The following is a 26,511-nucleotide window of genomic DNA, read 5'->3' on the forward strand; positions in this document are numbered from 1 at the left end:
TTTACGTGTTCCTCTGAAAACACAAAAGCACGTCATCTCGACCGAAGCAGCGCACAGTTTCATCGTGCGCTGCGCAGTGGAGAGACCCCTGTATTGCGCCGTTGCTTCTGCTTTTGCCTGTTCCTGATCGATGCAAACCGATCAGGACAGGAAGTTTTAAACAGACTCTCGGGAAGCGAGGCACGCAAGGCCTCGATTTCCCGGAATTGCACTGGTTTTTGCCTTAACTCTTTCGCGGGGCTGGCTGAAACTTACTTTTCGCGGTAACGTCATATTACTCATATGAACGCAGCACAACTACAGGAGCATCTCCACAAGCTTGAGGAACGGCTTTTCCACCCCAGCCGTGAGAAAAACCGTGCCGACCTTGTTCCATTGATTGCCCAGGACTTTCAGGAGTATTGCAGCTCGGGCCGCATCTACAGCCGCCAGCAGGCCATCGACGATCTCATGGCGAGCACGCCGCGCAACGCCACCATCAGCCACTTCTACGTCACCGTGCTTGCTCCGGACGCCGCGCTCGCCACCTACCATGCCACGACGACGCTGCACACCTCGCACCGGTCTTCGCTGTGGGTCTTCCGCGACAACCGCTGGCAGCTTCTCTTCCATCAGGGAACGATCGCCTCCTGATACTGTTCGTCCGGCGCCCTTTCTTCGTGGTGTTCCTGTTCGGTATTGATCTCCCACAGTGCAGCCTTGTCGAGATTCCCTGAGATGATTCCGTCGACTGCCATCATCGCGGTCAACATGCTGTGGTCCTGATTGTTGTACTTGTGCATTCCGTTTCTGCCCACCAGGAACAGGTTCTCGAATCCATCGGTGAACGAACGCAGCTCGTCGAACCGGTTGTAAGTCCCGAAGTAGGCCGGATAGGTCTTCGGCACTCGAACGACATGACCATCGGTAACGTCTTCGGCGTTGAGAATGCCGATCTTCGCGACCTCGGCGATGGCAAACTGCTTCAACTCTTCGTCCGGCATCTTCCACAGATCGTCCGTGTCATAGCAGAAGTATTCCAGCCCAATCCAGACCTTATCGGGGTCGGCTACAAGATAAGGGCTCCAATTATTGAAAATTTGTAACCGGCCCAGGAGCACATCCGGCTCTTGAATATAGATCCACGTGTCTTTGAGCAGGCCGCCGTCTGTTTCCCGCACCTTCAGCCGTTCCACCAGCAGGCCGACGGTAATAAAGTCGCGATACTGCAAGCCCTCGCTCACCTCGCGCACATTCTCCGGCACGGGAGCGTCGATGGCCTGCACCAGCTCGCGCATGGGCATGGTCGAAAAGAAATAGTCTCCGGCAAACGTGCGTCGCTCGCCCGCGTCGTTGATCGCATCGACAGAGACCACGCGGCTGCCCTCGCAATGAATGCCGCCCACTCGCCAGCCCATGTGGATCTCTCCGCCTCTCTCGCGAACGAGATCGGCCACATGCTCCCATAACTGACCCGGCCCGAGTTTCGGATACAGGAAACGCTCGATCAGGCTGGTGTCCGTTCCTTTCTGCGCGATATCTTCACTCTTCTTCTGGCCAAAAGTCTTCTTTGCAAAATGCTTCACCGCAGTCGTAAGGTTCAATCCCTTGATCCGCTGCGCTCCCCACTCTGCCGAGATCTCCTCGCAGGGAGTTCCCCACACCTTTTCCGTGTAGCTCTTGAAGAAGGTGAAGTAGAGCTGTCGCCCAAAACGATTGATAAGGAAATCCCTGAGGCTCTTTTCTGGCTTGATCTGGTTCACGCGCGAAAATATGTAACTGGTACCGACCTTAATCGTCCGTACCGCGCCGAGATTTCTCAGCGTCGTCCCAGTCAGCGTGATCGGATAGTCGAAGAACCTCCGCAGATAATAGATCCGGCTCTTCCGCGGGCGAATCAGCATCACGAGATCGGGATCGGCTGGAGCCGCCACGGTCATTACCGCTTCACCGTGGCCGCTCTCGTCGCAGGAAGCAACGTCAGCTTCGACGGCCTCCGTGATCAAAGGCCCGGCCCCGCGAAGGACGGGCTCCTCTGCCAAGCGGGCGGGCACAGCCACAACGCGCTGTCTCCCCCGATAGCTCACCGTATGTGCGCTCGAACTGTCGGCTTCGAGCGGCATCAGGTCGAGCCACCACTGCATGACCCGGTCGCTCTTCGAAAAGAAGCGGTGGCCGCCGATGTCCATCCGGTTGCCGTTGTAGCGGACGGTGCGCGAGAGGCCACCGATCTCATGGCTGGCCTCGAGCACAATTGGAGTCACATTGCTGCGCCGGAGAAATTCAAGCGCCGCCGTCAGCCCCGCTGGTCCCGCGCCGATGATAATCGCTCGTCTCTCCATCAAACCGCCATGCCGCCCATCTCTCCGGCCCTGAGTATATGAGGTTGGACGATCTCCGCCGAGAGGTTGTCACTGCATTGTCTTTTCGGGGTCACATTTTATGAGGCCGGGATTGGCTTCTGCGTTTCTGTAGAGCCTCTGACTTTCCGGCAAAAGGAAAGGCCGCCATCGCTGGCGGCCTCCTTTGTTTTGCGCGAAACGCGTCTGCTGGCTGCAATGCCTTAGTCGCCGGCAACGGTCTCTTCGATGCTGTTGACTACTTCGGCTTTAGACGGAGCTGGCTTGATGCCGCCGATGGAGTCGAGAGAGATGAAGCCCGGGACTTCCTGCTCGCCTAGCACTTCCTTGCGGTAGAGCTTGGCCATCTTCGCATTCTCGGCGTCCTGCTTGATCTTCGCGTCGCGCGCCCGGATCTTCTCTTCGCGGGCGTTCTTGGCGACACCGGACTTCTCGAAGGTGTCGTTGGCAGCCGCGTTGACGTGAGCATCGTTGAGCACGAGGTCGTAGCTCGACTCCTTCTCGAGACCCACCTTCTTGCCGCCGGCGAAGATCTCGTGACGGCCATGCTCCTCGTACCACTTTGTCAGGGTGGAGGTCATGTGCATCTTCTCGATGATGTTTCTCCAGCCGACGCCGGTGTTGTAGGCGCAGAAGCTGATCTCACCCTCTTGCGTGGCGTAGGGGATGATGCACTGCTCGGTACGGCGGAAGTCGTAGTTGAAGAGGTCCTGGAACCACATGCCGGCGATGAAGAGGAAGTTCCAGCGGTCGGAGCGGCGAAGGTTGATGTCTTCCATCGTGCGGTCTGCCGTGACCTTTCCGTAGTCCTTGCCGGTTGCGCCGAAGCTCTTGTCGAACTTTTGCAGCAGGTCCTTGATCTTGAAGTGGGTCGGTGCCGCCTCGGGCTTGTAGTTACGCAGCAGCGCGAGGGTAACGCCGATGATGGAGAGCCACTTGCCGCGGGAGGCGTCGTTGATCTGAGCGACATCCTTGGCGAGACGGTCTGCATTGATGAAGGCGGTGACGGGAACGGCTTCCTTGGTCTCCTTGTCGATCATGAGCGCCATTGAGATACCGCAGTTCGGGTGGCAACCGCAGGAGAGCTGGCCCCAGTCGCGGTCTGGTCCGTGAACCAAGTCGGCCCAGTCGGAGAAGGTGGACATGAAGGAGATGGGGAACCAGTCGCGGGTTGGCTCGCCGAGGCCGGTCTGGTTCTTGACGTCATGGGCGAGGTGCGACAGAGTGTAACGCTGTGCATGGCGGCGCTCGTCTGAGATGTCTTCGTCACGGCCGGTGAAGCTGACGGGCTGGAAGGAGAGGAAATTGATCTTCTTCGGATTGTCGAGGGCGAACTCGATGATACGGCCAACCTGCTCGTTGTTGATGCCGTTGATGATGCAGGTGACGGGAACGATGTCCACGCCAGCCTCATGAAGGTTGTGGATGGCCTGGAGCTTGACGTCGAACGCGTTGCCGACCTTGCGGTGCGAGTTTGGTGCGTTGCCGATACCGTCGAACTGGAGGTAGGCGTAGCGGAGGCCCGCATCGGCAGCAGCCTTGGCGAACTCCTTCGACTTGGCGAACTCGATGCCGTTGGTCGCTGCCTGAACGCTGGTGTAGCCGACCTTGCGGGCGTAGGACACAGCATCGAGGAAGTACGGCGACAGGGTGGGCTCGCCGCCCGAGAACTGCACGCTCATCTGCCGCCTGGGCTTGATGGTTACGGCGTTGTCGAGCATGGTCTTGATCTCGTCCCACGTCAGCTCGTGGACAAAGCCGACCTGGTTGGCGTCCATGAAGCAGGGGTCGCACATCATGTTGCAGCGGTTGGTCAGGTCGATCGTGAGCACCGAACCGCGGCCGTGCGTGACGGTTGACGTCCCGTGGTTGTGCAGCTTCTCGTCGTTGTGGGCGCGGATGTCGCGGCCCGGGAAGACCTCTTCGAGGTGCTTGAAGAAGGCGGTGTCGATGGACATGACATCTTCAAAGTGGCCGTGGATGGGGCAGTCCTTCACCATCAGGATCTGGCCGTCGCGCTCGATGATCTGCGCCTTGATCTCTCCGACCTTCTCGTTGAGCAGGATCTCGTGAGGCAGCTTGCCATCGACGATCTGCTGGCGGATCTCAGGGATGCACCGGGGGCAGAGGGAATCAGTCGTACGCGGCCAGCCGAGGGGCGGCTTCTCCTTCTGATAGCTCTTGAGCAGCGGCTTGTCACTCCACCTGGGGGTAAAGCTCTCATTGGGGCTGATTGCGTTCAGCTTGTTGAAGACTACCCAACCGGCTTTCGCTGCCTGCGTGAGAGATTTCTCAAAGAACTTCGATGGCTTCGTTTTTGACATTGAATGCTGTCTCCTGACAGTGTGGCCTGAAGCGGAAAAATATACGTCGCCTCTTCCAGCCTATCTAACTAATATTTCTTCCAGCCTACCTAACTCTTCTTTGGATGCGGAAGTACACATCCAGGTGCCCTTTTTGTGTCCCTTTTCCTAACGGGCACAATAGGTTACGACGCTTTCAAGAGTACGTTTTTACCGCCGGACTTTGAACAACTGAGCGCTGATTGGCAATAATTTACATTGAATGGCGAATTACAGCAGTGAAAGTGACCGTCGGGCAAAGCCTTTGAATCCAACTTCCGTCTAAATCGTATCTGTAAGTTCGAGATTTAGTAGTTCGAAATCGGGGTGGAAGCTGCCAAATCTTGTCGAGGCCCAGGAGTTGACGCCGCCCGTTCCTCCCGCGTGGGTGATAGGGCTGGCATGGCTTCCGTTTGGCATCGTTGTCGGCTTCACCATTACGGCGCTGCCGTTTCTGGTGACAAGGATGGGCGTCAGCCTCGATCGCGCAGCCGCCATGAGCGCCACGGTAATGACGCCGACCTTCTGGGCATTTCTGCTCAACCCTATCCTCGACGTTGGGCTGACGCGCAGAGCGTACTGCTGGCTGACAGCGCTGGTTGCCGCTGCCTGCATGGCGTCGGGGCTGTGGGTGCTTTCTCCTGCGAGGCTTGGAGCGGCAACTATATTACTGCTGCTGGGAGAGTTGTCGATTGTACTGTTCAGCTCGGCTCTCTTCGGATGGCAGACGGAGTTTGTGCCGGAACGGATGCGCGGCATGGTGGGGGGATGGACGAACGTCGCCAACCTGGGTGGCGGCGCGCTTGGCTCGCTGGTCGTCATGTCGCTGGCCTCTCATGTGGATGCCCGCTGGATCGGTCTGGGGCTGATGGGCGCGATCATCTTGGGGCTGGTGCCTGCGCTGTGGTTTCCTCTGCCGCACCAATCGAAGTTCAAGCTGAAGCAGATCTTTGCCGACGCCATGAAGGCCACATGGCAGGCCACGAAGCAGAGAGAGTGCCTCGTTGGCTTCGCGCTTTTTCTTGCCCCGGCCAGTTCCCTTGCCGCCATCAACCTGTTCTCCGGCATTGGCAGAGATTTTTATGCCAGCGATCATGTGGTGATTCTGGTGACGGGCGCGGGATGCGCGATCAGCGCGTCGATAGGCTCGCTGGTCGGGGGATGGGCGTCGCACCGGTTCAACCGCGGCTATGTCTACCTTCTCTCAGGCATTGTGGGGGCCTTGTGCGCTCTGGTCGTCGCGTTTCTGCCCCATGTACCGGCTAACTTCATCTGGCTGGCGCTGGCCTACAACGGCATCGCGGGTGTCAGCTATGCGGCGTTCACTTCGTTGTGCCTGCAACTGGTAGGGCATCGCAGTCCGGTGGCGAGCACGCAGCTTGGCCTGTTCTCGGCTTCGACTAATGGCGCGATCGTCTTTATGACGGCGATGGATGGGCTTGGCTACCGACACTTCGGCGTGCGCGGGTTGCTGCTGACCGATGGGCTGGCCAGCCTTGCGGCGGCGATACCGCTTCTATTTCTAGTACGGCGCTATCTGCGGCGAGCGACGGTAGAAGAGGTCGCGCTGGGGCATCCTGCGTAGAAGCTGTCCAGAAGCTCTAAAAAGCCTTCTATAGCTATCTCCTCTCAGGTGTAGCTTCCTTTGTTTGTCCTTGTTTGTCCTTGTTTGTCCTTCCCGAAGGGAATCTGCGTTTTGCCCGAATCACCAAACGACATCTGGAGAAGAACCGCTCTAAACTCAAAGACCCCTGTATCTCGTCTTTGCTCCCACCTGTTTCCAAGGTTAGAAATCCCCAAACAAAAAGGTCTCCTCCGAATGTCTTCGAAAGAGACCCAAAATCAGGACGCTATTCAAAGGCGACTTATACCGCTTCCGCCTTGCGGCCCTTGACCGTAAAGGTGAGACCATCTTTTCCGGCATCGACCACAACGTGGTCGCCGTGCAACACGCTGCCGTCGAGGATCTTGACGGCCAGCTTGTCCTGTACCATTCGCTGGATCGCCCTCTTCAAGGGGCGTGCCCCGTAGGCGCGGTCGTATCCCGCGGTGAAGATAGCGTGGCGTGCCTTGTCCGTCAGTTCTAGCGTAATCTTGCGGTCGGCCAGCAGCGCCTGCAAATCTTTCAGCCGCAGATCGACGATGTGGGTCAACTGTTCGTCGCCCAGCGGACGGAAGACGACGATATCGTCCACGCGGTTCAGGAACTCCGGACGGAAGTGTTGGCGCAGCGCATCCATCACGCGGCCCCTGGCCTCTTCAAAGCCCTCTTCTCCCGAGGCCCAGGCCGTCGACAACTGCGCCGCACCGACGTTCGAGGTCATGATGAGCACGGTGTTCTTGAAGTCGACCGTGCGCCCCTTCGAGTCGGTCAGCCTGCCGTCATCGAGCACTTGCAGCAGCACGTTGAACACATCCGGATGCGCCTTCTCGATCTCGTCGAAGAGCACGACGGCATATGGCCGCCGCCGCACGGCTTCGGTCAACTGGCCACCCTCGTCGTAGCCGACGTAGCCCGGAGGCGCGCCGATCAGACGAGCCACGGCGTGTTTCTCCATGTACTCGCTCATGTCGATGCGCACCATAGCTGCTTCGTCGTCGAAAAGGAATTCGGCCAGTGCACGGGCTGTCTCTGTCTTGCCGACGCCAGTTGGCCCTAGAAAAATAAAGGAGCCAATAGGCCGCTTTGGATCGCTCAATCCGGCGCGGCTGCGACGAATGGCGTTCGCCACTGCGCTCAGAGCCTCATCCTGTCCGACGACGCGCTCGCGCAAACGGTCTTCCATCTGCACCAGCTTCTGCATCTCGCCCTCAAGCATCTTGTTGATCGGAATGCCGGTCCACTTGGAGACCACCCGCGCAATGTCCTCTTCGTCTACCTCTTCTTTCAACATCCTCGGGATTTTTTTGTCATTCCGCGGGGCTTCTTTGTCATTTCGTAGCGAAGCGGAGGAATCTGCTTTTTCACTATCATCTGCTGCGTCCGTCAGCGTCTTCAGCTCGGCTTCCATCTTGGGAATCTCGCCATACTGAAGCTCGGCGGCGCGCTGAAGATTACCCTTGCGGGTCTCCTCGCCAGCCTGGAAGCGCAGCGACTCCAGCTTCTCTTTCAGCTCGGCGATGCGGCCAATGGCGCCGCGCTCGGTCTGCCAGCGCGCGCGCAGCCCGGCGGCCTTTTCTTTCACCTCGGCCAGCTCGCGCTCCACGATTTCGAGGCGCTCCTTGGAGCCGGGGTCGGTCTCGCGCTTCAGTGCTGCTCGCTCGATCTCGAGCGAAGTCCCGCGCCGCTCCAGATCGTCGATCTCAACCGGTACGGAGCCAATCTGGATCGCCAGCGCAGCAGCAGCTTCATCGACCAGATCGATGGCCTTGTCCGGCAGAAAGCGGTCAGAGATATAGCGATGCGACAGCGTCGCCGCCGCCACAATGGCCGAGTCCTTGATGCGCACCTTGTGATGCGCCTCGTACTTCTCCTTCAGGCCACGCAGAATGGCTATCGTGTCCTCGACGTTAGGCTCGCCGACGTAGACCACCTGAAAACGCCGCTCCAGCGCCGCATCCTTTTCAATGTACTTGCGATATTCGTTGAGCGTTGTCGCTCCAATGGCACGCAATCCGCCACGAGCCAGCGCCGGCTTCAGCATGTTTGAGGCGTCCATTGCGCCTTCAGCCGCACCCGCACCGACCAGCGTGTGCAACTCGTCAATGAACAGGATGACCTCGCCGTTCGACTCTTCGATCTCCTTGAGCACAGCCTTCAGGCGATCTTCGAATTCGCCGCGGAACTTTGCCCCGGCGATCATCGCTCCCAGATCGAGTGCACAGACACGCTTGTTCTTCAGAATTTCAGGAACGTCGCCGAGGAAGATCCTGCGTGCCAGCCCTTCTACAATCGCGGTTTTACCCACGCCCGGTTCGCCGATGAGCACAGGATTATTTTTCGTCCGGCGAGAGAGCACCTGCACGACGCGGCGAATCTCCTCGTCGCGGCCGATGACCGGGTCGAGCTTGCCGCGACGGGCCAGATCGGTAAGGTCTTTGGCATATTTTTCGAGAGCCTGAAACTTGCCTTCGGGGGTCTGGTCGGTGACTCGCTGCGAGCCGCGCACGGCACTCAAAGCCTTGAGGATTGCGTCATGCGTTCCTCCCAGAGCGGCCAACGCGGTCTGCACCGCGTCCCCCTTTTGCTGCGAGAGCGCAAGCAAAATATGCTCGGTGGAGACGTAGTCGTCCTTGAAATTTTCGGCCTCTTTGAAGGCCTGCTCCAGCACTTTTTGCAGCGCCGCGCTCATGCCCGGCTGCGCTCCGCCCTGTACCTTGGGCAGCTTCGCAATGGCGGAGTTGACGCCCGAGAGCAACTGCTCGACCGGCACGCCTACCTTTTCCAGCACCGGAATTACCACGCCTTCGCGGTCTTCGAGCAGCGCGGCCATCAGGTGCAGGGGCAGCACCTCGGGATTGCCGTTTTCCGCGGCGTGGCCGCTGGCCGCCTGCACGGCCTCCTGTGACTTGACCGTCAACCGGTCCCATTTGATTGCCATGCGCCAGCTCCTTGTGCCGAATTCACCTGTCCCTAAAAATACGCGCCCTCATGAAAGGATTGAAGGCCCACTCTATACCTGTCTTCGTTGTTAAAATTTAGACGCCGTCAGACGATAAAAGTTTCATATTATCTGATAACAATACACTCATATAAGGAGCCATCTTTCCTTCGGCCGAAGCAAAAAAAGACCGCGCCAGAGAGGGGCGCGGTCTTTTTACTATTGATACGGCTAGGGTTAGAAGATGATCTTCGCCCCGAACTGCATCTGACGGTTGGGATAGGCTCCGTTGAGACGACCGAAGGCCGCACCAGCGGTTGCCGTCGTGTTCAGGGAGCTATAGTTGGTGTGGTTCAGGACGTTGAAGACGTCGGCGTTGAGCTTGAAGTTCACATGCTCGCCAATGCCGAAGATCTTCGACAGGGTGGTATCAGCCTGTTGCAGGCTGGGCAGAACGACGCTGCCTACGCCCGCCGATCCAAAAGCTGCATTTGAGGCTGCGCCGAAGGCAGCCGGGTTGAGGTACTGTGCCTGGTGGCCGCTGAGAATAAAGCGGTTGCCCTTGGCGTACTGGCTGCCACCGAGATACTGCGCCCGGCGGCTGCCGGTCGAGGTATTGCCGGTGACGGTGTAGAAGGCTCCGCTCTGCACGCGGACGACAGCGCTGACCTGGATGCCGCCAAGTCCCTCGCGGAGGAAGACGTTGTGGTTGTGGAAGGTCGGAAGCGCCCAGACGACCGTGGAGATGAAGGCGTGCTTGCGGTCGATGTTGGTCTCGCCATAGTTGTAGCTGAGGTTCTGCCAGTTCTCCAGCGTCGCTCCGTTGCTCTGCGAATCGCCGAGCGCCTTGGCGAAGGTATAGCCGATGGTGAAGGTGACCTGGCCGGTACGCTTGGAGAGGTAAGCCTGCAGCGCGTTGTAGTTGGAGTTGGAGTCGCTGCGCGCCTGGGTGATCGCGCCGAATCCCTTATAGGGGTTGAAGTAGTTGGTGCTGTAGCTGGGGTTGGCAGCAACGGCAGCGAGGTTGGTGGGGAAGTTGATGTTAGGCTGCCGTACCTGGTGATGGCCTACATTGCCGACGTAGGTCGTCTCCAGCAACATGCCCTTGGGCAACTGCCGCTGCACGCCGAGGCTGAACTGCTCGATGTAAGGGTTCTTGAAGGCGGGGTCAATCGCGTTGATACCGCCCTGAAGGCTGGTGTTGTTGGGTGTGCCTGTGCCCAGCGTGCCGAGATTGCCGTTGTCGAACTCGGAGACGGACAGGAAGGGTTGGATGTTGACCTGACTGAACGTGATGTTTCCTTCAGGCCGGTAGTAGAAGATCCCGTAGCCTCCGCGAACGACGGTCTTGTCGTCGGCAGAGTAAGCGAAGCCAAGACGCGGCCCGAAGGCACCGTGAATCGTATAGAGTCCGCGGGGTGCGCCTGTGGGGATAAAGGGGAAGGCCGCGGTGTTGATGTTCGGAACGCGCTTGAGCTGATCGGCAGGTACACCATCGCCGGCGCGAACGAGACCGTTATAAGCGTTGCCGGAGCCGGGAACGACGGTTCCGTTGGTGTTGACGGTGATGGCCTTGGTCGGGTCATAGACCGAGGGAACGAAGTTCGCCATGTTATTGCCCTGGGTGTAGAGCGGAAGGATGTCCTGCCAGCGTACGCCGTACTCAAGGCTGAGATTGCGGGTGGCCTTCCAGGTGTCCTGGGCAAAGACCTCGGGCTGGGTGAAACGGAAGTGACCGGTGGGGTCGGCGCTGGCCTCCTGATAGCTGGAGAAGTTGCCGAGCAGGGCATCGGCAAAGGCATTGCCGGTGGTGTTCGGGTTTCCGCTGGCATTAAAGGAGATATTACCGGTGTAGTAGGGGCGGCCGTTCTGGTCGATACGGTCGCGGGCGACCATCGCTCCGAACTTGATCAGGTGGTTGCCCTTGACGACAGAGACGGTGTCTGACGCTTGAATGTCGGTCGTGGGCGAGTTGAGGGCAAAGTTCGGGCCCTGCACCCCCGCGTACGGTGTACCGGAGAAGGTCATCGCCGGAATGCCGTTGGGATAGGTTCCGCCATTGGGATAGAGACGGTTGTACTGGAAGCCGAAAGTTGAACGCTCCCAGTTAACGCCGACCGGAGGAATATGCTGCGAGGCGTAGCTGAAGTTGGCCTGCGACTGGTTGATGATGTTCGGCTTGATGGTCCAGGTCTCGGCGACGAGATAGCTCTGGCCGGGACGGCTGCGCTGGGTGGGTGTCGTAGGCAGAATGCCGGAGTTCGAGAAGGTGCCGAAGGGATCGATCAGGACGTTGTGGTCGCTGATCCAGCGGCCGTAGATGCTGTTGTTCTGGTTGATGCGGAAGTCGAGGCGAATGATATCTTCGCGGAAGTTGAGCGGATTGGAGGGAGCGACGATCAGGTTACCGGAAGCGCCGGTGACATCGTTGTATTGGCCCAACTTATTCTCGACGCTGAAGACATCGGCGATGGCGCGTCCATCTGGAGTGATCATGCCCGAGATGTCATTGTTCGGGATGGGGGTTTTTGTTCCTGGATAAAACAGTTGAGGCTGGCCGCTAAAGTTTCCGGCGAGCAGCGCGCTGCTAGGCGTCGTCAGCGAGGTGGGGGACTGCTGCTGGCGGAGCCGCTTCCACTCTTCACCACCGAAGAAGAAGAGCCGATCTTTAATAATGGGACCGCCGACGCCGTAGCCGAAGTCGTTGAAGACGAGCTGCGTCTTATTGGCCGAGAAGAAGGGCCGCGCGTCGAAGAGGTTATTGCGCACGTACTCGAAGACCGTCCCGTGGAACTGGTCGGTACCGCTCTTGGTGACGATGTTGAAGGCCGGGCCGGAGGTACGTCCGTACTCAGCCGAGAAGTTCGAGGTGTCGATCTTGACCTCTTGAATGAAGTCCGCGCCGACGTTGTTCATCAAGCTGCTGTTACTGCCCGCGACCATGTTGAAGGCACCGTCAACGGTGAGGTTGCCGGAGTCGGCGCGATTGCCGTTGATGGACTGGTTGTTGGCGGCGAGGCTGGTGGTGACGGAGAAGATGTCCGGGTTGGTGACGACCGCGCCAGGAATCAGCGTCATGAGCTGGGTGTAGTTACGGCCGTTGAGGGCGAGGTTCTGCACCTGCTTGGAGTCGATAACGTGGGAGAGCTCGCCGCTGGTGGTGTTGAGGGTCTCGCCCTGAACGGCGGAGACGGTGACGCTCTCCGTGGTGGAGCCAACCTGAAGCTCGAAGTTGGCGGTCAGATGCGAGTCGGCGCTGATATTGATGCCGGAACGGGTCTCACCGCGGAAGCCGCTCTGCGTGATGGCAACGGTGTAAGGCCCGATAGGAAGATTGGTCGCGATATAAAAGCCGCTGTTATCGGAGTTGACCGTGCGGGCAGCGTGGGTGTTGACGTTGGTGATGGTGATGGCCGCTCCGGGAACGACGCTGCCGGTCGAGTCCACAACGTTGCCGGCGATCTGGCCGAAGAAGTTCTGCGCGTGCAGCGATGCGGTCACACTGAGCGTCAGCAAGAGAGCGAGACTGAGCCCTATTGTTTTAAAAAGTCTGCGAAACATGTTGCCTCCTGAAGTTTTGGTTGCGTGGGGAGTCGATCTTTGAACGATTATGATTGGGGAGATTGTTTGAACTGCGAATTACCACCCACAGAACCATATATACCGTCTGTTTCGCTTGTCAATTGGAATGATTCGCTCGGGGATGTCGAGGAAGGAACATCGGTGCTCAAATGAAACCGTTCGCTTTTGGGAAAGAAGGGTGGGAGGTTAAAACAAGCAACGGCGAAATACAGGGGTCTCTCCACCGCGGTGGCAAAAGCGCCGCCTCCGGTCGAGATGACGCACTGTTGTGACGGGCTTCTCCATTACCACAGCAAAAACTGCTGTTCTTTCTTCCCAATCTCAAATGCACGTCATCTCGACCGGAGCGAAGCGTAGTGGAGAGACCCCTGTATTTCGCCGTCGTCCTGCTTACCCTTTGTCGGCTTGAAGGAGCCGACTGGTCTTAAACCAAAAAGCATTCCAGCTTCAACAAAGAAGCTGGAATGCTTTTGTATATATGAAGATAGATGCTGTTTAGGCGTTGACCGGCTGTTTCAATTCGCTGAGGTGCTTGGCGAGCAGCTCTTCGAGGCCTTCGAGCGCCTTGGAGAAGCCGTCGATGCCTTCCTTCAGCTTGTCATTGGCCATGCGGTCTTCGGCGTGCATCTTGTCGAAGGTGGCCTTGTCGATCGTGATCTTCTCGATCTTCAGGTCCTTGGCCTTGGCCGCGTCGAGCTTGCGGGGCAGATCGCCCTGCGTGCTCTCGAGCTCGCCGAGCAGCTTGGGAGCAATGGTCAGCAGGTCGCATCCGGCCAGCTCGGTAATCTCGCCGATGTTGCGGAAGCTCGCGCCCATGACCACGGTCTTGTAGCCGAAGTGCTTGTAATAGTTATAGATAGTGGTAACGGACTGGACGCCGGGGTCGTCGGCTCCGGTGTAGTCCTTGCCTGTGTCCTTCTTGTACCAGTCGAGGATGCGACCGACGAAGGGCGAGATCAGGGTGACCTTGGCTTCGGCGCTGGCGATGGCCTGGTGCAGGCCGAAGAGCAGCGTCATATTGCAGTGGATGCCCTCTTTTTCGAGGATCTCGGCGGCCTTGATGCCCTCCCAGGTGGAGGCGAGCTTGATGAGAACGCGCTCGCGGGAGACACCGGCCTTCTCGTACTGCGCGATGATGTCGCGGGCGGTGGTGACCGATTTGTCGGTGTCGTAGGAGAGGCGGGCGTCGACTTCGGTCGAGACGCGGCCGGGGACGATTTCGAGGATCTTGAGGCCGAAGGCCACGGCGAGGTTCTTGAAGGCGAGGGCGGCGACTTCCTTGTCGCTGGCCTTGTCACCTGCGTCCTTCTTCGCCTGCTGCAAAACGCTGTCCACGATGGACTGGTATTCGGGCTTTTCTGCCGCGGCTGCGATCAGCGAGGGATTCGTGGTTGCATCCTGCGGCTTGTACTGCTGAATCGAGTTGATGTCGCCGGTATCGGAGACGACGGTGGTCATGCCACGTAGCTGTTCGAGTAGAGAGGCCATTTTTATTGCTCCTTCGCTGTGTTATTAGATTTTATCAAGGTTGAAAGGGTTACGCGCTGTTTTCGGGATTCGCGAGAATTTCACGGGATGTGAGGGCCATGGGGAACTTTAGCCGGGCTGGAAGGTATTTTCGAGCACACCGAGGCCGTCTATCTCTACTTGGATGCGGTCTCCGGCGTTGACGGGGCCTACCCCGGCGGGAGTTCCGGTAGGAATCAGGTCGCCGGGTTCAAGCGTCATGGCAGCGGTGATGTAGCGCAGCAGGTGCGCGATGGGGAAGATGAGGTCGCTGGTGGTGCCCTGCTGCTTGATGGCTCCGTTCAGACGGGTGGTCAGGGTGACGGCGGCTCCTTCTACGGGGTCGATCTCGTCGGAGACGATGGGGCCGACCGGGCAGAAGGTGTCGAAGCCCTTGCCACGCGTCCATTGGCCGTCGCTCTTTTGCAGATCGCGGGCGGTGACGTCATTAACGATGGTGTAGCCGCGAATGTAGGCCCGCACATCTTCGTCAGGGCCGAGGTTGCGGCAACGGCGGCCGATGACGATGCCCAACTCGCCCTCGTAATCGACTCGTTTGGACAGCGCAGGCATGCGGATGATGCCATTGGGAGCGAGAAGCGACGAGGGTGGCTTGAGGAAGAGCAAAGGTTCTTTGGGAACTTCGTTGCCTAGCTCGGTGGCATGGTCGCGGTAGTTGCGTCCGATGCAGAGAATCTTGGACGGAGTGACGGGCGCAAGCAAATGAAGCTCTTTGAGCGGCATCGGCTCAAACGCGATCTGGGTGGAAGAGTTAACGGTACGGTCTTCTTCGGGAGCAGGCATGGTGCGGACGGCCCAGAGTTCACCATCGCGCTCTTCGACGATGGCGTAGAGAGGGCCGTGTTCGGAAGATAGAAATTTGCAATAGCGCATGGTTATGGATTCCTTCGAGATTCGCGGACTTCAGCGCTGGCGGGGCTCTGGTTCCCGACGCTGTCAACGGCGACGACGCGGTAGGAGTAAATCTGGCCGGGCTGGGCAGTGAGGTCGCTGAAGGCTGGCGCGGGGATGGGCGTAGGAGTCAGTTGGCTGGGCGCAGCGCTCAATGTGCCATCGGTGGCCACCGTTTGGCGATAGACGATGTATCCGGCAAGGTCGGGTTCGGTGTTGGGCTCCCACGAGAGGTCGATAGAATCGGTGCCCGGAACAGCGGCCAGACCCGAGGGAGTGGCAGGGGGGAAAGTATCGCGCATGAGCGTCGTGATGGTTGCAGACGGCGTGCTGCGTATCTCCAGCGCATGGCCGCCGAGGGTGATCGAGCGGACACGCTGGGCGAGGTAGCGGTAAGTCTCGCCTCTCTTTGCGATCGGGTCGATGGTTCCACCGGGGTCAGCGGATTTCTTGCCTGCCTGTAGATGGATCTCGGCGGGAGTGGATGGAGCTGAGAGCTGGCCCGGCTGTTTGCCGGAGCGCTTTTTGGGGGCGGTGGTTTGGACCAGCGTGCGGTCGAGGTCGATGAAAGCTGGCGTGGATTGCGATTGCCACTCGATCATGGCGCCATTACGGACAGGAGCGATGTGCAGGTGTTCGACAGGCGGCGGCGCAGCCCCTGCGGCGGCGAAGGCCGGGTTGGACAGGCCAGCGGAATGGCCGTTGGCGTTGAGAATCTTGACGCGGTAGGTAAGCAAGGCTGGAGGATCGGTGGTCAGGGTGCCGGGCAGGGTATCGGTCGCCTCAGAAGGGCCGGGGCGGGCGGGAACGCTCTTGACCGGCGCGCAGGCGGCGGGATGGGCGGCGAGCTGGCGGCAGATCTCGGCGGTCAGGGGAGGTTGGACCTTGAGGCCATCGGTCGTCTTTTCCGGCGTCGTCCAATGGAGGGCTACGCTGTCGCCGGTGCGCACGGCGGAGAGGTCGGTGACGAGACGAGGGAGATGCAGGGACGGTGGCCGAGCCGGACCGGGACTGGCGCAACCCGATAGCGACGCTGCAAGGGCGGCGGTAGCGAGCACCACGAACGGCTGGATGGTGCGGCGAGTGGCTGATGGGCCAGAGGACTTCATTGGTCTCAGGCTAGCATTTTGGCCGAGCGGCAGAAACCGGAGAGCGCGCTGGTAAAAAATCTGAAATCGTAGCCGGACATCTTTTGATGCAATTTCAACATCTGGTTACCTGACGAAACTTTCCTGAATGGGGTGAACGTGATGGCGACTTCAGCGATGGCAGTTAGTGCAGACGCGCCTCTTTTGAATGCTCCCCATGGAGGCGAAGACAAGATGGCCGACACGGAGAATGTTCAGGTAGATGGCGGGGTGGCGGAGTCCTTTATCGCCGAGAAGCGAATTGGCGAGCGCATCAAGCACCTGCGGCTGAAGAAGTCGATGGGGCTGGTGGAGTTGGGGCGTCATACCGGACTTTCGGCGAGCTTTCTGTCGCAACTCGAGACCGGGCGGGTGGTGCCGACGCTGCGCAACCTGGCACGCATCGCCATGGTCTTTTCAAAAGACCTGAGTTATTTCTTCGAGTCGGAGCCGCAGACCTTGTTTCGCGTGCATCGCCGAAAAGAGCGGGTGCGGATGCCGCAGACCGGCGCCGACGATCCGGCGTACTTCTTCGAAAGCCTTGGATACCTGGTTCCGGACCGCCAGCTCGACCCTTACTTTGCTGAGTTCCTTCCGATGAAGGCGGCCAGTGCTCCACGGGCGCATCAGCATGACGGTTGCGAGTTTCTCTATCTGGTGTCGGGCGTCCTGGAGGTGCGGCACGGAGAGACGGCGCACCGGATCGAAGTTGGCGATGCCATCTACTTCGACGCCAACACGAAGCACAGCTACGTGTGCCTGAGCAATGTTCCGGCGCAGGCGGTGATCGTCTCGCTGCAACATCCGTTGGCGACGCATTCTGCGGGGAGCAGTCCGCGATCTGCAAGCGCCGCAGATGGCCGGATTCGCGCGGCCGGGCCGGTGACCATGCAGCGCAAGGTTGCACGAACGGGCTAGAGCGAAGCTTTGTCAACCGCAGAACCCGCGGTTTCGGTATAGTGGGCGCATCCAAAATGGAGGCGCGGCGATATGCTGAAGAGTTTGTGGTGGGGTGTGGGGGCGGCGGTGCTCGCCGTCGGAATACAGACGGTAGCGCAACAGAAGATGCTGGCTCCAACGCCTCCAATGGGATGGAATAGCTGGGACTCCTACGGGTTGACCGTTAATGAGTCGCAGTTTCGCGCAAATGTAGACGCACTGACCAAGCGGCTGAAGCCGGCGGGCTATCAGTATGCCGTGGTCGATGAGGGATGGTATCTGGCCAACCCGCAGGATGCGTCGAAGCCCGAGACGCTCGAATACCGCATCGACGCCAATGGACGATACGAGCCAGCTCTGAACCGCTTCACCACCGCGAAGGGCGATGCCGGGTTCAAGCCTGTTGCCGACTATGTGCACGCGCAGGGGCTGAAGTTTGGCATTCACATTATTCGCGGGATCACCAAGAAGGCCGTAGCCGGAAACATGCCGATTGCAGACAGCGCGTTTCATGCCGTCGATGCGGTAGACACGACCGACAAGTGCCCGTGGAATCCCGACAACTTTGGCGCGAAGGACAACGCCGCAGGACAGGCTTGGTACGACGCGCTGCTGAAGCAGTACGCAAGCTGGGGCGTGGACTACATCAAGGTCGATTGCATTGCCTCGCATCCGTACAAGGGCGATGAAATTCGCATGATTCATCGCGCGATTGCAAAGACGGGACGGTCGATTGTGCTGAGCCTCTCGCCCGGCCCTGCGCCGCTGGCCGAGGCCGTGGAGCTGGGGCAGAATGCGCAGGTCTGGCGCATCTCGGACGACGTTTGGGACTTCTGGGAGAAGAAGGATGGCAAGGCGTTTCCGCAGAGCGTGAAGGGTCAGTTTGCGGTGATCGCAAGCTGGGCGAAGTCTGTGAAGCCGGGCAACTGGCCGGACGCGGACATGCTTCCGCTGGGCAGGCTAGAGCCGATACCCGGCGACGGCAAGCCACGCGCCACGCGGCTGACCCAGGACGAGCAGCGAACCATGGTGACGCTGTGGTCGATTGCGCGGTCGCCGCTGTTCTTCGGCGGCAACCTGACCGAGCTGGATGATTGGACGACGGCGCTGGTGACGAACCCGACGATCGTGGCGATGGATCAGCATGGACAGGGACAGCGTCTCGTCGGACAGGATGGCCCTGTTATCGCGTGGACCTCGCACGCTGGCGGCGCGGTGTATCTGGCGCTGTTCAACGTAGGAGATTCAGCGACCACGGTGAAGGCCGAATTTGCGAAGTACGGGCTGGCGGGCGGCAGATATTCGGCCCGCGATGTCTGGGGCGGAAAGAGCTTAGGCAAGGTCGCCGGAGTGGATACAACAGTGGCTCCGCACGGCGTTTTGCTGCTGGAGTTGCGGCAGTAGGATCCCTAAAGTTGGATGCTCTTACTTCAAGAGAAACTCATAGGTGATAACAAAGGCTAAACAGGTGATGAGGAGTGTGATTACAGAAAGCTTCAGCAGTCGAGGCCAGGAAATACTAGGGGGACTATCAACTGCATCGATCAAGACAAGTAGGTAATGATCTTCCCGGCGAAGTGTTTGAACCGCCTTTTTCCATGTATAAAATTCGTTCCGATCGTTTTTGCGAGCTTTGGCGCAGAGGTTGCGGATGAGTGCAGCAATCTTTTGTTCATATTGTGATTGATCATAATCACGGTCAAAGATATCGCTAGCCTCCGTTATGTCTGGCAGCGTCCAGCCCGTCTCGGAAAAATACAACATCTTCTGTTCAATATGCGATAGCGAAACACCCTCAAGTTGTGCCTCTGTGATGATTCTGCTGATTAGAAACTCTTTTGCATTGCGGGTGGTGGCGAATGTTTGCACGGTCCGATCATATCGTTCGACGGACGAATGTCAGAAAAACTAGAACGCTCCTCAAGATCGCGGAGATTTCTATTCAAGCCTAGTTGCTTCGCGGCGGTGTTCGCCTTACCATCGCCCTTAGTGAATATTGCTGCGAACAAGTCGAAGATCGATCTGAATAAGGCCTCTGCCGAAGCGGAGCGGCTGGTCTCGGCTGGACGCGTGGACGAAGACGCCGCCTTCGAGCTGAAGCTGCGACCCACGCGGCTGCGCGAGTTCGTCGGGCAGGAGAAGGCCAAGGAGCAGTTGGCGATTGCGCTCGAAGCGGCGAAGTCGCGCGGCGAGGCGCTGGACCATGTGCTGCTCTTCGGGCCGCCGGGACTGGGCAAGACGACGCTCGCCACCATCATCGCCAACGAGCTTGAGGTCGGCTATCAGCAAACTTCCGGCCCGGCGTTGCAGATTCAGGGAGACCTGACCGCGATCCTGACCAACCTGCGCGAGCGGCAGGTGCTCTTTCTCGATGAGATTCATCGCCTGCAGCCGGTGCTTGAAGAGAAGCTCTACACCGCGCTCGAGGACTACAAGCTCGACATCATGATCGGCCAGGGCCCGGCGGCGCGCACCCACGTCATGGACATCAAGCCCTTCACCTTTGTCGCTGCGACGACAAGGCCGGGGCTGCTCTCATCTCCGCTGCGGTCGCGTTTCGGCATTCTGCTGCGGCTGGAGTTCTACACCGATGACGAGCTGCGGTTTGTCGTCGAACGCAGCGCCGAGGTGATGGGCGTTCCCATCGACCGCGACGGCGCGGCTGAGATCGCGATGCGCTCGCGAGGAACACCGCGCATTGCAAACCGCCTGCTGCGGCGCGTGCGCGACTACGCGCAGGTACGAGCGCAGGGAATTATCGACCGTCCCGTGGCGCAGGCCGCGCTGACCATGCTGGAGGTCGATGCACACGGCTTCGACGAGCTCGACCGGCGGCTGCTCAGAACGATCATCGAGAAATACGACGGCGGCCCGGTCGGCCTGAACACGCTGGCTGCCGCGCTGGCCGAGGAGCAGGACGCACTCGAAGAGGTCTACGAGCCGTTCCTGATCCAGATCGGCTTTCTCGACCGCACCCCGCGCGGTCGAGTAGCGACGCGGCTGGCCTATGAGCATCTCGGCATCGAGATGCCGCGCAAGCTAAGCCTCTTTTAGGAGAAGTGTTGAACAACGATACTGCAGAAGAATTTGTAAAGATCGTAGTCAACCTGCCTGATGCTGAGGACGGTGTAAGCGGAGAAGGGCTCTGGGCAGTAAAGGTGGGGTCCGATTTATTTGAGGTACGAAACTCCCCGTGGCACACGCTGGAGATTAATTTCTGCGATGTAGTGAAAGCTATTGCACCTGATGAATCGAAGAAGCCAGTATTTGTAGAGGTCGTACGGCGTGGTGGTCATCGATCGATTCACATCATCTTCTTTGCAGAAGGCAGGGAAATGAAGGACCAGGTGCTCAGCCAGATAAATTCGCTTGGCGGGACCTATGAGGGAAACGGGGAACTCTTTGCAATTGATCTTAAGCCCGCAATAGATTTCGACATCCTTGCGGATTATCTTCTGGCATGCGAAGAAAAGGAATGGCTGAGCGTGAGGCATGCCCCACAACCACAGCCAAAAGGCACAGCCGAATTATTCAACTAGCTGTACACATCTCTCCATTTAATAGCTGACGCAACGTGGCTAATGCAGTTGGTCAAGACGCATCCTGCATCCTGTGTGAACATTGGCGATGATGAATATCGGTGACTGCTTCGACAAATGCGCGTGTCCTCGTCTAGCGATCGATCAACTTCTGGTGCGTTGCGGGGTAACGGTCGCCTTGAACCTTGACTGCGGATGAGGCTTCTTCGAGCGCGCGTACCTCTTCTTGGGTGAGCTCGATGGCTGCGCCGCCGAGATTTTCTTCGAGTCGCGAGAGCTTGGTTGTACCTGGGATCGGCACGATCCACGGCTTCTTTGCGAGCAGCCATGCGAGAGCGATCTGCGCAGGCGTGGCTTGCTTCTGCTGAGCAAACTCTGTCACCACGTCGACGAGGGCCTGGTTGGCTTTGCGATTTTCTTCGCTGAGGCGCGGGACGATGGCACGAAAGTCGGTACTGTCGAATTTGGTGGATGCGTCAATCTTGCCGGTGAGGAAGCCCTTGCCCAGCGGGCTGAACGGGACGAAGCCGACGCCGAGCTCTTCGAGTGTGGGCATAACCGACTCTTCGGGCTCGCGCCAGAAGAGAGAGTACTCACTCTGCAGGGCAGTGACGGGCTGCACGGCGTGAGCGCGGCGGATGGTCTTTGCACCTGCTTCGGACAGACCGAAGTGCTTGACCTTGCCGGCTTGAATCAGGTCTCTGACTGCGCCCGCGGTCTCTTCGATGGGCGTGTTGGGGTCGACGCGATGCTGGTAGAGGAGGTCGATGGTGTCGGTTTGGAGACGCTTGAGCGAAGCATCGACGACCTGCCTGATGTGGTCGGGGCGGCTGTTGAGGGCTGTCCATTTGCCGCTATCCTTGGCATTGGCTTCAAAGCCGAATTTGGTTGCTATGACGACGCCCTTGCGGAAGGGCGCGAGTGCTTCACCGACCACCTCTTCGTTCGTGTAGGGGCCGTAGACTTCGGCGGTGTCGAAAAAAGTGACGCCGCGCTCAACGGCAGCCCGGATGAGCTTGATAGCTTCTGACTTTTCCGTGGCGGGGCCGAGGCCGAAGCTCAGGCCCATGCAACCGAGGCCGAGTGCTGAAACGTTGAGACCGCTTTTTCCTAATGTGCGTTTTTGCATGATCTCTCCTGTGCGGCTGTATTCCGTCTGATGCAAATCCGGTCGGCAAAAGATTCTCGTCAGCGTGAGCTGATCTCCGCGAAGGCATCGGTCGGCAACGCTTGCCATTCCTCAATTATTCATCAATATGCGATTCTCCATCTTGCATCTGAAAATCGAGAGTCGCATGGCGGCCCATCGCTGTCGGCGTTGGATCGGTTAGGGCTGGCACAGCGCAGCAGGGACGAACTCGGTGCTCAGCATTTTGGGGCTGGCGGTTAGAGAGTAGGTCGGAATCTTGGGGAACTGCTCGTCGACCAGCTGCAGGGTGCGGAAGTCGAAGCTCTGTACCTCGGCGCGGCCCTCCATGTGGTTGCGCGTGATGATTCCGCACAGCGTTGTAACGAGGGGACGCGAGTCACAGGGCCGGTCAACAGGAGCAACTCTCCGTTACTCATTCTCCGCAGGCCGTTCCACATGATCGATCACCAGTGTCTCCACGCTATCCTTCGCTGATTCGAGCCTTAGTCCAAGCTGCTCCTGCACGATCGTAAAGATCGAGGGGGCCGAATTTTGTGTGTCATCTCCCGCGGGCAATTCCGCTTGTGTCGTCTCCAGCTTGATGTCGTATACGCCGGTCAATCCGGTCTTATCCACTACCGGCCGCCCGGCTTTGTTCGACAGCACGATCGCCAGCGTCTTCAATGGAACTCCATAAAGCTCCATGCTGCCGCCCGCCCCAGTCGCAAACATGCCGCCCCCAGGAATCGGCCCGACGTTTGGATGTTTTGCGAGGATCTCTGCTGGCGCAACGGTCTTGGCTTCCCGAAACTTCGGCCCATTCTTCCCCACCACCAGCGCATACACTGACTTGTCTCGCATCTCGCGATGCACGGCTAGCTTGCACCGTTCCGCCAGCAGAGATTGCATCATCCTATGCAGCATCTCCTTTTGCGTTGCTGGGTTTTGCCATGCAGACATATCAGCACTCTCAATACGCGCATCGATGTCATACCGCTCGGACTTCATCCAGTCCGGAGCGCCAACCGTTCGGCCGTCGGTTGAAAATCCGAAGGCGCTGCCGTCTGCTGGAACATACGCCATAAACAAGGCAGCGATCAGCGGACAGTTCGTCATGCGGAAACCATCGGCGGTTATGTAGAGATGCTCCGGATCGCACGACCCGGTCCCGGACACGTTTCTCCGCACCGAAGCCACGGTGAACGCCAGCGGCGTCGCATCGGCCCCGACCGCCGTCTCCTGCACGGCAGGACTTTGCGCCAGCACACCCAAAGGCATCGCAGCAGCCACCAACATCGCGGTAACGGACAGCAGACTTCTGCTCCACGCAGCACGCATGTTCCGAATACGCAGGACTGTAGACAGCGGTTCCATCCCCCCGCAAGCCGAGATGCGCTTATTTGTACAAAGCTTCGTGTCTTGCTCGTCCACAGCGGAAAAGCGAAAGGAGAGGTCCCCACTCATCCCCCCATTATCAAGATATAACGCACCCGGGGGCTTGCGGCAAGCCCCTCATCGTGCCGTAGATTCACACGAGTCGGCCAGACCCTATGGCCGAACTCAGAGCTTGCGGAAACGGGAGGCAATAAATGACTGAACATGCGGTAGTGATCGCCGGAGGAGGCCCCACCGGGATGATGTTGGCGGCCGAGTTGACGTTGGCGGGCGTCGACGTGGCAATTGTCGAGCGGCGCACGAGCGCAGAGCTGATCGGCTCGCGCGCGGGTGGTCTGAACGCCCGCACCATCGAGGTTCTCGATCAGCGTGGTATCGCCGATCGCTTCCTCGCCGAGGGCAAGCCAATGCAGAACACGGGGTTTGCCCACGTCTCGCTGGAGATCAGCGATCTTCCGGCCCGGCGCAACTACGGGCTCGCCCTGTGGCAGAAGCACTTCGAACGAATCCTGGCGGGCTGGATCGATGAGTTGGCCATGCCGATCTATCGCGGACGCAAGGTGACGGGCTTCGTGCAGGATGACGCTGGCGTCGACGTTCAGTTGTCCGACAGCCAGTCATTGCGGGCGCAATATCTCGTCGGCTGCGAAGGTGGACGCAGCGTGGTTCGAAAAGCAGCGGGCATCGCATTCACCGGCTCGGAGCCGACGATCAGCCACATGCTCGCCGAGGTCGAGTTGGCCGAGGAGCCGGAGTGGGGCATGCGGCTGAGCCTACACCGAGCTATTGGCTTGCTATCATCCTACGGCGCTGTCGGTCCGCATGCCCTGAGTAAGCTCGACGACAATGGGCTGGTGCGCGCCTTTGTCACTGACCCGCACGTCGTCCGCAACGTCGACCCTACCCTGCGCGATCTAAGCGAGGGACTCATCGCGGTGTATGGGACGGACTACGGCGTCCACAGCCCGGTCTGGATCACCCGGTTCACCGATGCGACGCGTCAGGCCGCCGCCTATCGCGACCGGCGAATTTTGCTGGCGGGCGACGCCGCGCATGTGCACTATCCGGCAGGCGGACAAGGTCTCAACCTCGGCGTTCAGGATGCTGTGAACCTGGGATGGAAGCTGGCTCAGGTAATTAAAGGAACGTCGCCCGAATCTCTGTTGGACACCTATCAGGCGGAGCGCTACCCGGTCGCCGCCCGGGTGCTGCAGAACACGATGGCGCAGGTCGCGCTGTTGCGCAGGGACGATCGTTCCAAAGCTGCATGGGAGGTCATCTCCGAATTGCTCAAGATGGATGAGCCGCGTAAACGGTATGCCGCTATGATGTCCGGCCTCGATATTCACTACGATCTCGGCGACCAACACCCACTGCTCGGCCGCCGCATGCCAGATCTCGACCTGACCACTGCCAGCGGCCCGCTGCGAGTCTTCACTCTGCTGCACAAGGCTCGGCCAGTGCTGCTCAACCTTGGTGAACCCGGCAGCTTCGACATTAGCCCGTGGACAGATCGCGTTCCGTTGCTCGACGCCAAATATGTGGGTCCGTGGGAGCTTCCGGCAATCGGGACGATCACGGCTCCCACGACCGTCTTGATTCGGCCAGACGGATACGTGGCCTGGGTGGGAGACCTAACCCAGGTAGGGCTCGCTGACGCGCTCACCACTTGGTTTGGACCGCCTGCTGCGGCGTAGTGTTACCGTCTGGCTGTATTTGAATGAATCAAGGCTGGCGCAGCGCAGCCGGTACGAACTCTGTATTCAACATCTTGGGGCTGGCGGTGAGGTAGTAGGTGGGGATCTTCGGGAACTGCTCTTCGACCAGTTGCAGGGTGCGGAAGTCGAAGCTTTGTACCTCGGAGCGGTCTTCCATGTGGTTGCGCGTGATGATGCCGCACAGCGTCGTGACGAAGGTCTGCGGATCGACGGTGTGGTTGGTGGTCGGCTCGCCGTTGGCGGCGGGCAGGGGCAGATTCGCGACCGATCGGCCCGGAGGGTCGTTGGGCAGCGGCAGGACTTTGGTCTCGATGTTGAAGCGGGCCTTGGCTGCGTTGGCGGCGCGGGCGGCGGCATCGGGGTTCGATTTGCCGGGGCCGGTGGTGTAGTACTTCACGTAGAAGGCGACGAAGTGATAAAGCTGCTCGATGTTGGTGGGGACGTAGGGGCTGATGAGGTGCTCGTGTTTGGCGAAGGCGACTGCGACCGGCGATAAAGCGAGGTCGTTGGTCTGTTTGGGGAACTGGGAGTGGAGCTTGTCGCAGATGAAGGTGCGCTGCGCCTCGGTGGAGGAGATGTCGCGGGTGTAGACGCGGTTTTCGAGCGTGTACGGCGTGCCGTCGGCGTGGCGGCAGGACTGCGGATTGAGGTACTGGTCGTGCCAGATCATGGAGACGTGGTCGGTGGTGACTCCGGTGTCGGTCTCAAGCGTGGTGGCGAGGTGGTCGAGGCCGTCTTCGAACGATGGCAGCGTATTTTCGGGGCGCAGGCCGCGACCTCCGCGATGGGCGGCGACGTCGAAGCTGGCGAAGTAGGCGGCGTCGGCTGGGTGGGCGGCCTTCTCTTCTTTGAGGACGTCCTGCAGCATGTCGGGGAAGTCAGTGATGATGCCGTCGACGCGCAGGTCGATCAGCGCGCGCATCTTGTCAGGAGTATCGGTCGTCCAGGGAACGACGCGGAAGCCTGCCTGATGGAGCTGCGCGACGTTGACCGGTGGATTGTCGCCGAGCAGCGTGGCATCGACGGGAGAGAGAACAGGAACGGGCGCGCCGTGGGCCTTCGCATGAGCGGCGGCGGCGGTCATAAGGCCGAGAAAGGGATTGGTGGGCATGGTGGGAGCCTGCTGGGCAACGAGAGAGGCGGATGCGAAGACGACGGCGGCGGCAAGGATAGAGGAACGCATGAGACCGCCATCATAGCGCACTCATATGGCAGGGAGCGCCTGTTTTATAAGCTGCCCGAAAGCGAGGCATGCTTCTGACTTCCTACCCTAAACCTACGTCATCTCGACCGAAGGCGGGGCTTTTGCCGCCGCAGTGGAGAGACCCCTGTATTCGTTTTTGCCGTTGCTTGTTTTTAGCTACGGACGAACGTCGAATGATGCAGATTTACAGACGGCGGATTGGATGGCGGACAAAGACAAATACAGGGGTCTCTCCACT

At 59.3% G+C, this 26,511-nt stretch carries 19 protein-coding genes; 7 read left to right on the forward strand and 12 right to left on the reverse strand.

All coding sequences use genetic code 11. The features are described 5' to 3' along the window. Positions 1-282: 282 nt before the first annotated feature. Positions 283-633 carry a DUF4440 domain-containing protein gene (locus GSQ81_RS15655; protein ID WP_158911599.1) on the forward strand — a complete coding sequence of 117 codons (351 nt, stop codon included), beginning with the start codon at positions 283-285 and terminating at the stop codon, positions 631-633. Here the strand turns inward: GSQ81_RS15655 and GSQ81_RS15660 are convergent. Both GSQ81_RS15660 and GSQ81_RS15665 read right to left on the reverse strand, forming a co-directional pair. After that, positions 612-2,321 carry an NAD(P)/FAD-dependent oxidoreductase gene (locus tag GSQ81_RS15660; protein WP_158911600.1) on the reverse strand — a complete coding sequence of 570 codons (1,710 nt, stop codon included), beginning with the start codon at positions 2,319-2,321 and terminating at the stop codon, positions 612-614. The genes GSQ81_RS15655 and GSQ81_RS15660 overlap by 22 nt on opposite strands. Before the next feature lie 221 nt (positions 2,322-2,542). Further along, on the reverse strand, positions 2,543-4,663 hold the full coding sequence (locus GSQ81_RS15665) for a radical SAM protein (protein WP_158911601.1): 2,121 nt from the start codon (positions 4,661-4,663) through the stop codon (positions 2,543-2,545). A gap of 379 nt (positions 4,664-5,042) precedes the next feature. On the opposite strand from GSQ81_RS15665, the gene GSQ81_RS15670 reads away from it, so the two are divergent. Further along, positions 5,043-6,266, forward strand: coding sequence for an MFS transporter (locus GSQ81_RS15670; RefSeq protein ID WP_158911602.1), 1,224 nt, complete (start codon positions 5,043-5,045; stop codon positions 6,264-6,266). 280 nt (positions 6,267-6,546) lie between these two features. On the opposite strand, the gene clpB is transcribed toward GSQ81_RS15670, so the two are convergent. The 5 genes from clpB to GSQ81_RS15695 form a co-directional block, all read right to left on the reverse strand. Beyond that, positions 6,547-9,222 (reverse strand): ATP-dependent chaperone ClpB, encoded by a 2,676-nt coding sequence (gene clpB / locus GSQ81_RS15675; RefSeq protein ID WP_158911603.1) that lies wholly within the window; start codon positions 9,220-9,222, stop codon positions 6,547-6,549. Positions 9,223-9,459: 237 nt separating this feature from the next. Beyond that, positions 9,460-12,783 carry a carboxypeptidase-like regulatory domain-containing protein gene (locus tag GSQ81_RS15680; RefSeq protein WP_158911604.1) on the reverse strand — a complete coding sequence of 1,108 codons (3,324 nt, stop codon included), beginning with the start codon at positions 12,781-12,783 and terminating at the stop codon, positions 9,460-9,462. A 516-nt stretch (positions 12,784-13,299) separates the two neighbouring features. After that, positions 13,300-14,292, reverse strand: coding sequence for a transaldolase (locus GSQ81_RS15685; protein WP_158911605.1), 993 nt, complete (start codon positions 14,290-14,292; stop codon positions 13,300-13,302). 108 nt (positions 14,293-14,400) lie between these two features. After that, positions 14,401-15,204 carry a fumarylacetoacetate hydrolase family protein gene (locus GSQ81_RS15690; RefSeq protein WP_158911606.1) on the reverse strand — a complete coding sequence of 268 codons (804 nt, stop codon included), beginning with the start codon at positions 15,202-15,204 and terminating at the stop codon, positions 14,401-14,403. A 2-nt stretch (positions 15,205-15,206) separates the two neighbouring features. Then, entirely contained in the window at positions 15,207-16,331 is a 1,125-nt protein-coding gene (locus tag GSQ81_RS15695; protein WP_158911607.1) for a fibronectin type III domain-containing protein, read from the reverse strand. A 156-nt stretch (positions 16,332-16,487) separates the two neighbouring features. On the opposite strand from GSQ81_RS15695, the gene GSQ81_RS15700 reads away from it, so the two are divergent. Both GSQ81_RS15700 and GSQ81_RS15705 read left to right on the forward strand, forming a co-directional pair. Beyond that, complete coding sequence (locus GSQ81_RS15700; protein WP_158911608.1) at positions 16,488-17,267, forward strand: helix-turn-helix domain-containing protein; 780 nt, start codon at positions 16,488-16,490, stop codon at positions 17,265-17,267. A 72-nt stretch (positions 17,268-17,339) separates the two neighbouring features. Then, positions 17,340-18,692 carry a glycoside hydrolase family 27 protein gene (locus GSQ81_RS15705; RefSeq protein WP_216846449.1) on the forward strand — a complete coding sequence of 451 codons (1,353 nt, stop codon included), beginning with the start codon at positions 17,340-17,342 and terminating at the stop codon, positions 18,690-18,692. A gap of 21 nt (positions 18,693-18,713) precedes the next feature. On the opposite strand, the gene GSQ81_RS15710 is transcribed toward GSQ81_RS15705, so the two are convergent. Continuing rightward, on the reverse strand, positions 18,714-19,157 hold the full coding sequence (locus tag GSQ81_RS15710) for a hypothetical protein (RefSeq protein ID WP_158911609.1): 444 nt from the start codon (positions 19,155-19,157) through the stop codon (positions 18,714-18,716). 126 nt (positions 19,158-19,283) lie between these two features. Here GSQ81_RS15710 and ruvB point away from each other — a divergent pair, with 126 nt between their 5' ends. Both ruvB and GSQ81_RS15720 read left to right on the forward strand, forming a co-directional pair. Then, entirely contained in the window at positions 19,284-20,342 is a 1,059-nt protein-coding gene (ruvB, locus tag GSQ81_RS15715) for a Holliday junction branch migration DNA helicase RuvB (protein ID WP_371715348.1), read from the forward strand. 8 nt (positions 20,343-20,350) lie between these two features. Then, positions 20,351-20,827, forward strand: coding sequence for a DUF4265 domain-containing protein (locus tag GSQ81_RS15720; protein ID WP_158911611.1), 477 nt, complete (start codon positions 20,351-20,353; stop codon positions 20,825-20,827). A gap of 133 nt (positions 20,828-20,960) precedes the next feature. Here the strand turns inward: GSQ81_RS15720 and GSQ81_RS15725 are convergent, their stop codons facing one another. From GSQ81_RS15725 to GSQ81_RS15735, 3 genes are all read right to left on the reverse strand, one after another. Beyond that, complete coding sequence (locus GSQ81_RS15725) at positions 20,961-21,956, reverse strand: aldo/keto reductase (protein ID WP_158911612.1); 996 nt, start codon at positions 21,954-21,956, stop codon at positions 20,961-20,963. Positions 21,957-22,154: 198 nt separating this feature from the next. Then, entirely contained in the window at positions 22,155-22,304 is a 150-nt protein-coding gene (locus GSQ81_RS15730) for a hypothetical protein (protein WP_216846450.1), read from the reverse strand. An 81-nt stretch (positions 22,305-22,385) separates the two neighbouring features. Then, a complete protein-coding gene (locus GSQ81_RS15735; RefSeq protein ID WP_158911613.1) occupies positions 22,386-23,330 on the reverse strand; it encodes a TIGR03435 family protein in 945 nt (314 codons plus the stop codon). Positions 23,331-23,545: 215 nt separating this feature from the next. Between GSQ81_RS15735 and GSQ81_RS15740 the strand changes: the two genes are divergently transcribed. Then, positions 23,546-25,048: an FAD-dependent monooxygenase gene (locus tag GSQ81_RS15740; RefSeq protein WP_158911614.1), complete on the forward strand. Its 1,503-nt coding sequence runs from the start codon at positions 23,546-23,548 to the stop codon at positions 25,046-25,048. Between the two features lie 28 nt (positions 25,049-25,076). Here the strand turns inward: GSQ81_RS15740 and GSQ81_RS15745 are convergent, their stop codons facing one another. Next, the gene (locus GSQ81_RS15745; RefSeq protein ID WP_158911615.1) at positions 25,077-26,252 is read right to left on the reverse strand and encodes a glycerophosphodiester phosphodiesterase family protein; all 1,176 of its coding nucleotides are present in this window, start codon (positions 26,250-26,252) and stop codon (positions 25,077-25,079) included. Between the last annotated feature and the right edge of the window lie 259 nt (positions 26,253-26,511).

Source organism: Granulicella sp. L56 (assembly GCF_009765835.1).
Lineage (GTDB): Bacteria > Acidobacteriota > Terriglobia > Terriglobales > Acidobacteriaceae > Edaphobacter.

Coding starts and splice junctions, on each gene's coding strand:
- GSQ81_RS15655 (WP_158911599.1), top strand. CDS start 283: ATGAACGCAGCACAACTACAGGAGCATCTCCACAAGCTTGAGGAACGG.
- GSQ81_RS15660 (WP_158911600.1), bottom strand. CDS start 2,321: ATGGAGAGACGAGCGATTATCATCGGCGCGGGACCAGCGGGGCTGACG.
- GSQ81_RS15665 (WP_158911601.1), bottom strand. CDS start 4,663: ATGTCAAAAACGAAGCCATCGAAGTTCTTTGAGAAATCTCTCACGCAG.
- clpB (WP_158911603.1), bottom strand. CDS start 9,222: ATGGCAATCAAATGGGACCGGTTGACGGTCAAGTCACAGGAGGCCGTG.
- GSQ81_RS15680 (WP_158911604.1), bottom strand. CDS start 12,783: ATGTTTCGCAGACTTTTTAAAACAATAGGGCTCAGTCTCGCTCTCTTG.
- GSQ81_RS15685 (WP_158911605.1), bottom strand. CDS start 14,292: ATGGCCTCTCTACTCGAACAGCTACGTGGCATGACCACCGTCGTCTCC.
- GSQ81_RS15690 (WP_158911606.1), bottom strand. CDS start 15,204: ATGCGCTATTGCAAATTTCTATCTTCCGAACACGGCCCTCTCTACGCC.
- GSQ81_RS15695 (WP_158911607.1), bottom strand. CDS start 16,331: ATGAAGTCCTCTGGCCCATCAGCCACTCGCCGCACCATCCAGCCGTTC.
- GSQ81_RS15700 (WP_158911608.1), top strand. CDS start 16,488: ATGGCAGTTAGTGCAGACGCGCCTCTTTTGAATGCTCCCCATGGAGGC.
- GSQ81_RS15705 (WP_216846449.1), top strand. CDS start 17,340: ATGCTGAAGAGTTTGTGGTGGGGTGTGGGGGCGGCGGTGCTCGCCGTC.
- GSQ81_RS15725 (WP_158911612.1), bottom strand. CDS start 21,956: ATGCAAAAACGCACATTAGGAAAAAGCGGTCTCAACGTTTCAGCACTC.
- GSQ81_RS15730 (WP_216846450.1), bottom strand. CDS start 22,304: ATGGAGGGCCGCGCCGAGGTACAGAGCTTCGACTTCCGCACCCTGCAG.
- GSQ81_RS15735 (WP_158911613.1), bottom strand. CDS start 23,330: ATGGAACCGCTGTCTACAGTCCTGCGTATTCGGAACATGCGTGCTGCG.
- GSQ81_RS15740 (WP_158911614.1), top strand. CDS start 23,546: ATGACTGAACATGCGGTAGTGATCGCCGGAGGAGGCCCCACCGGGATG.
- GSQ81_RS15745 (WP_158911615.1), bottom strand. CDS start 26,252: ATGCGTTCCTCTATCCTTGCCGCCGCCGTCGTCTTCGCATCCGCCTCT.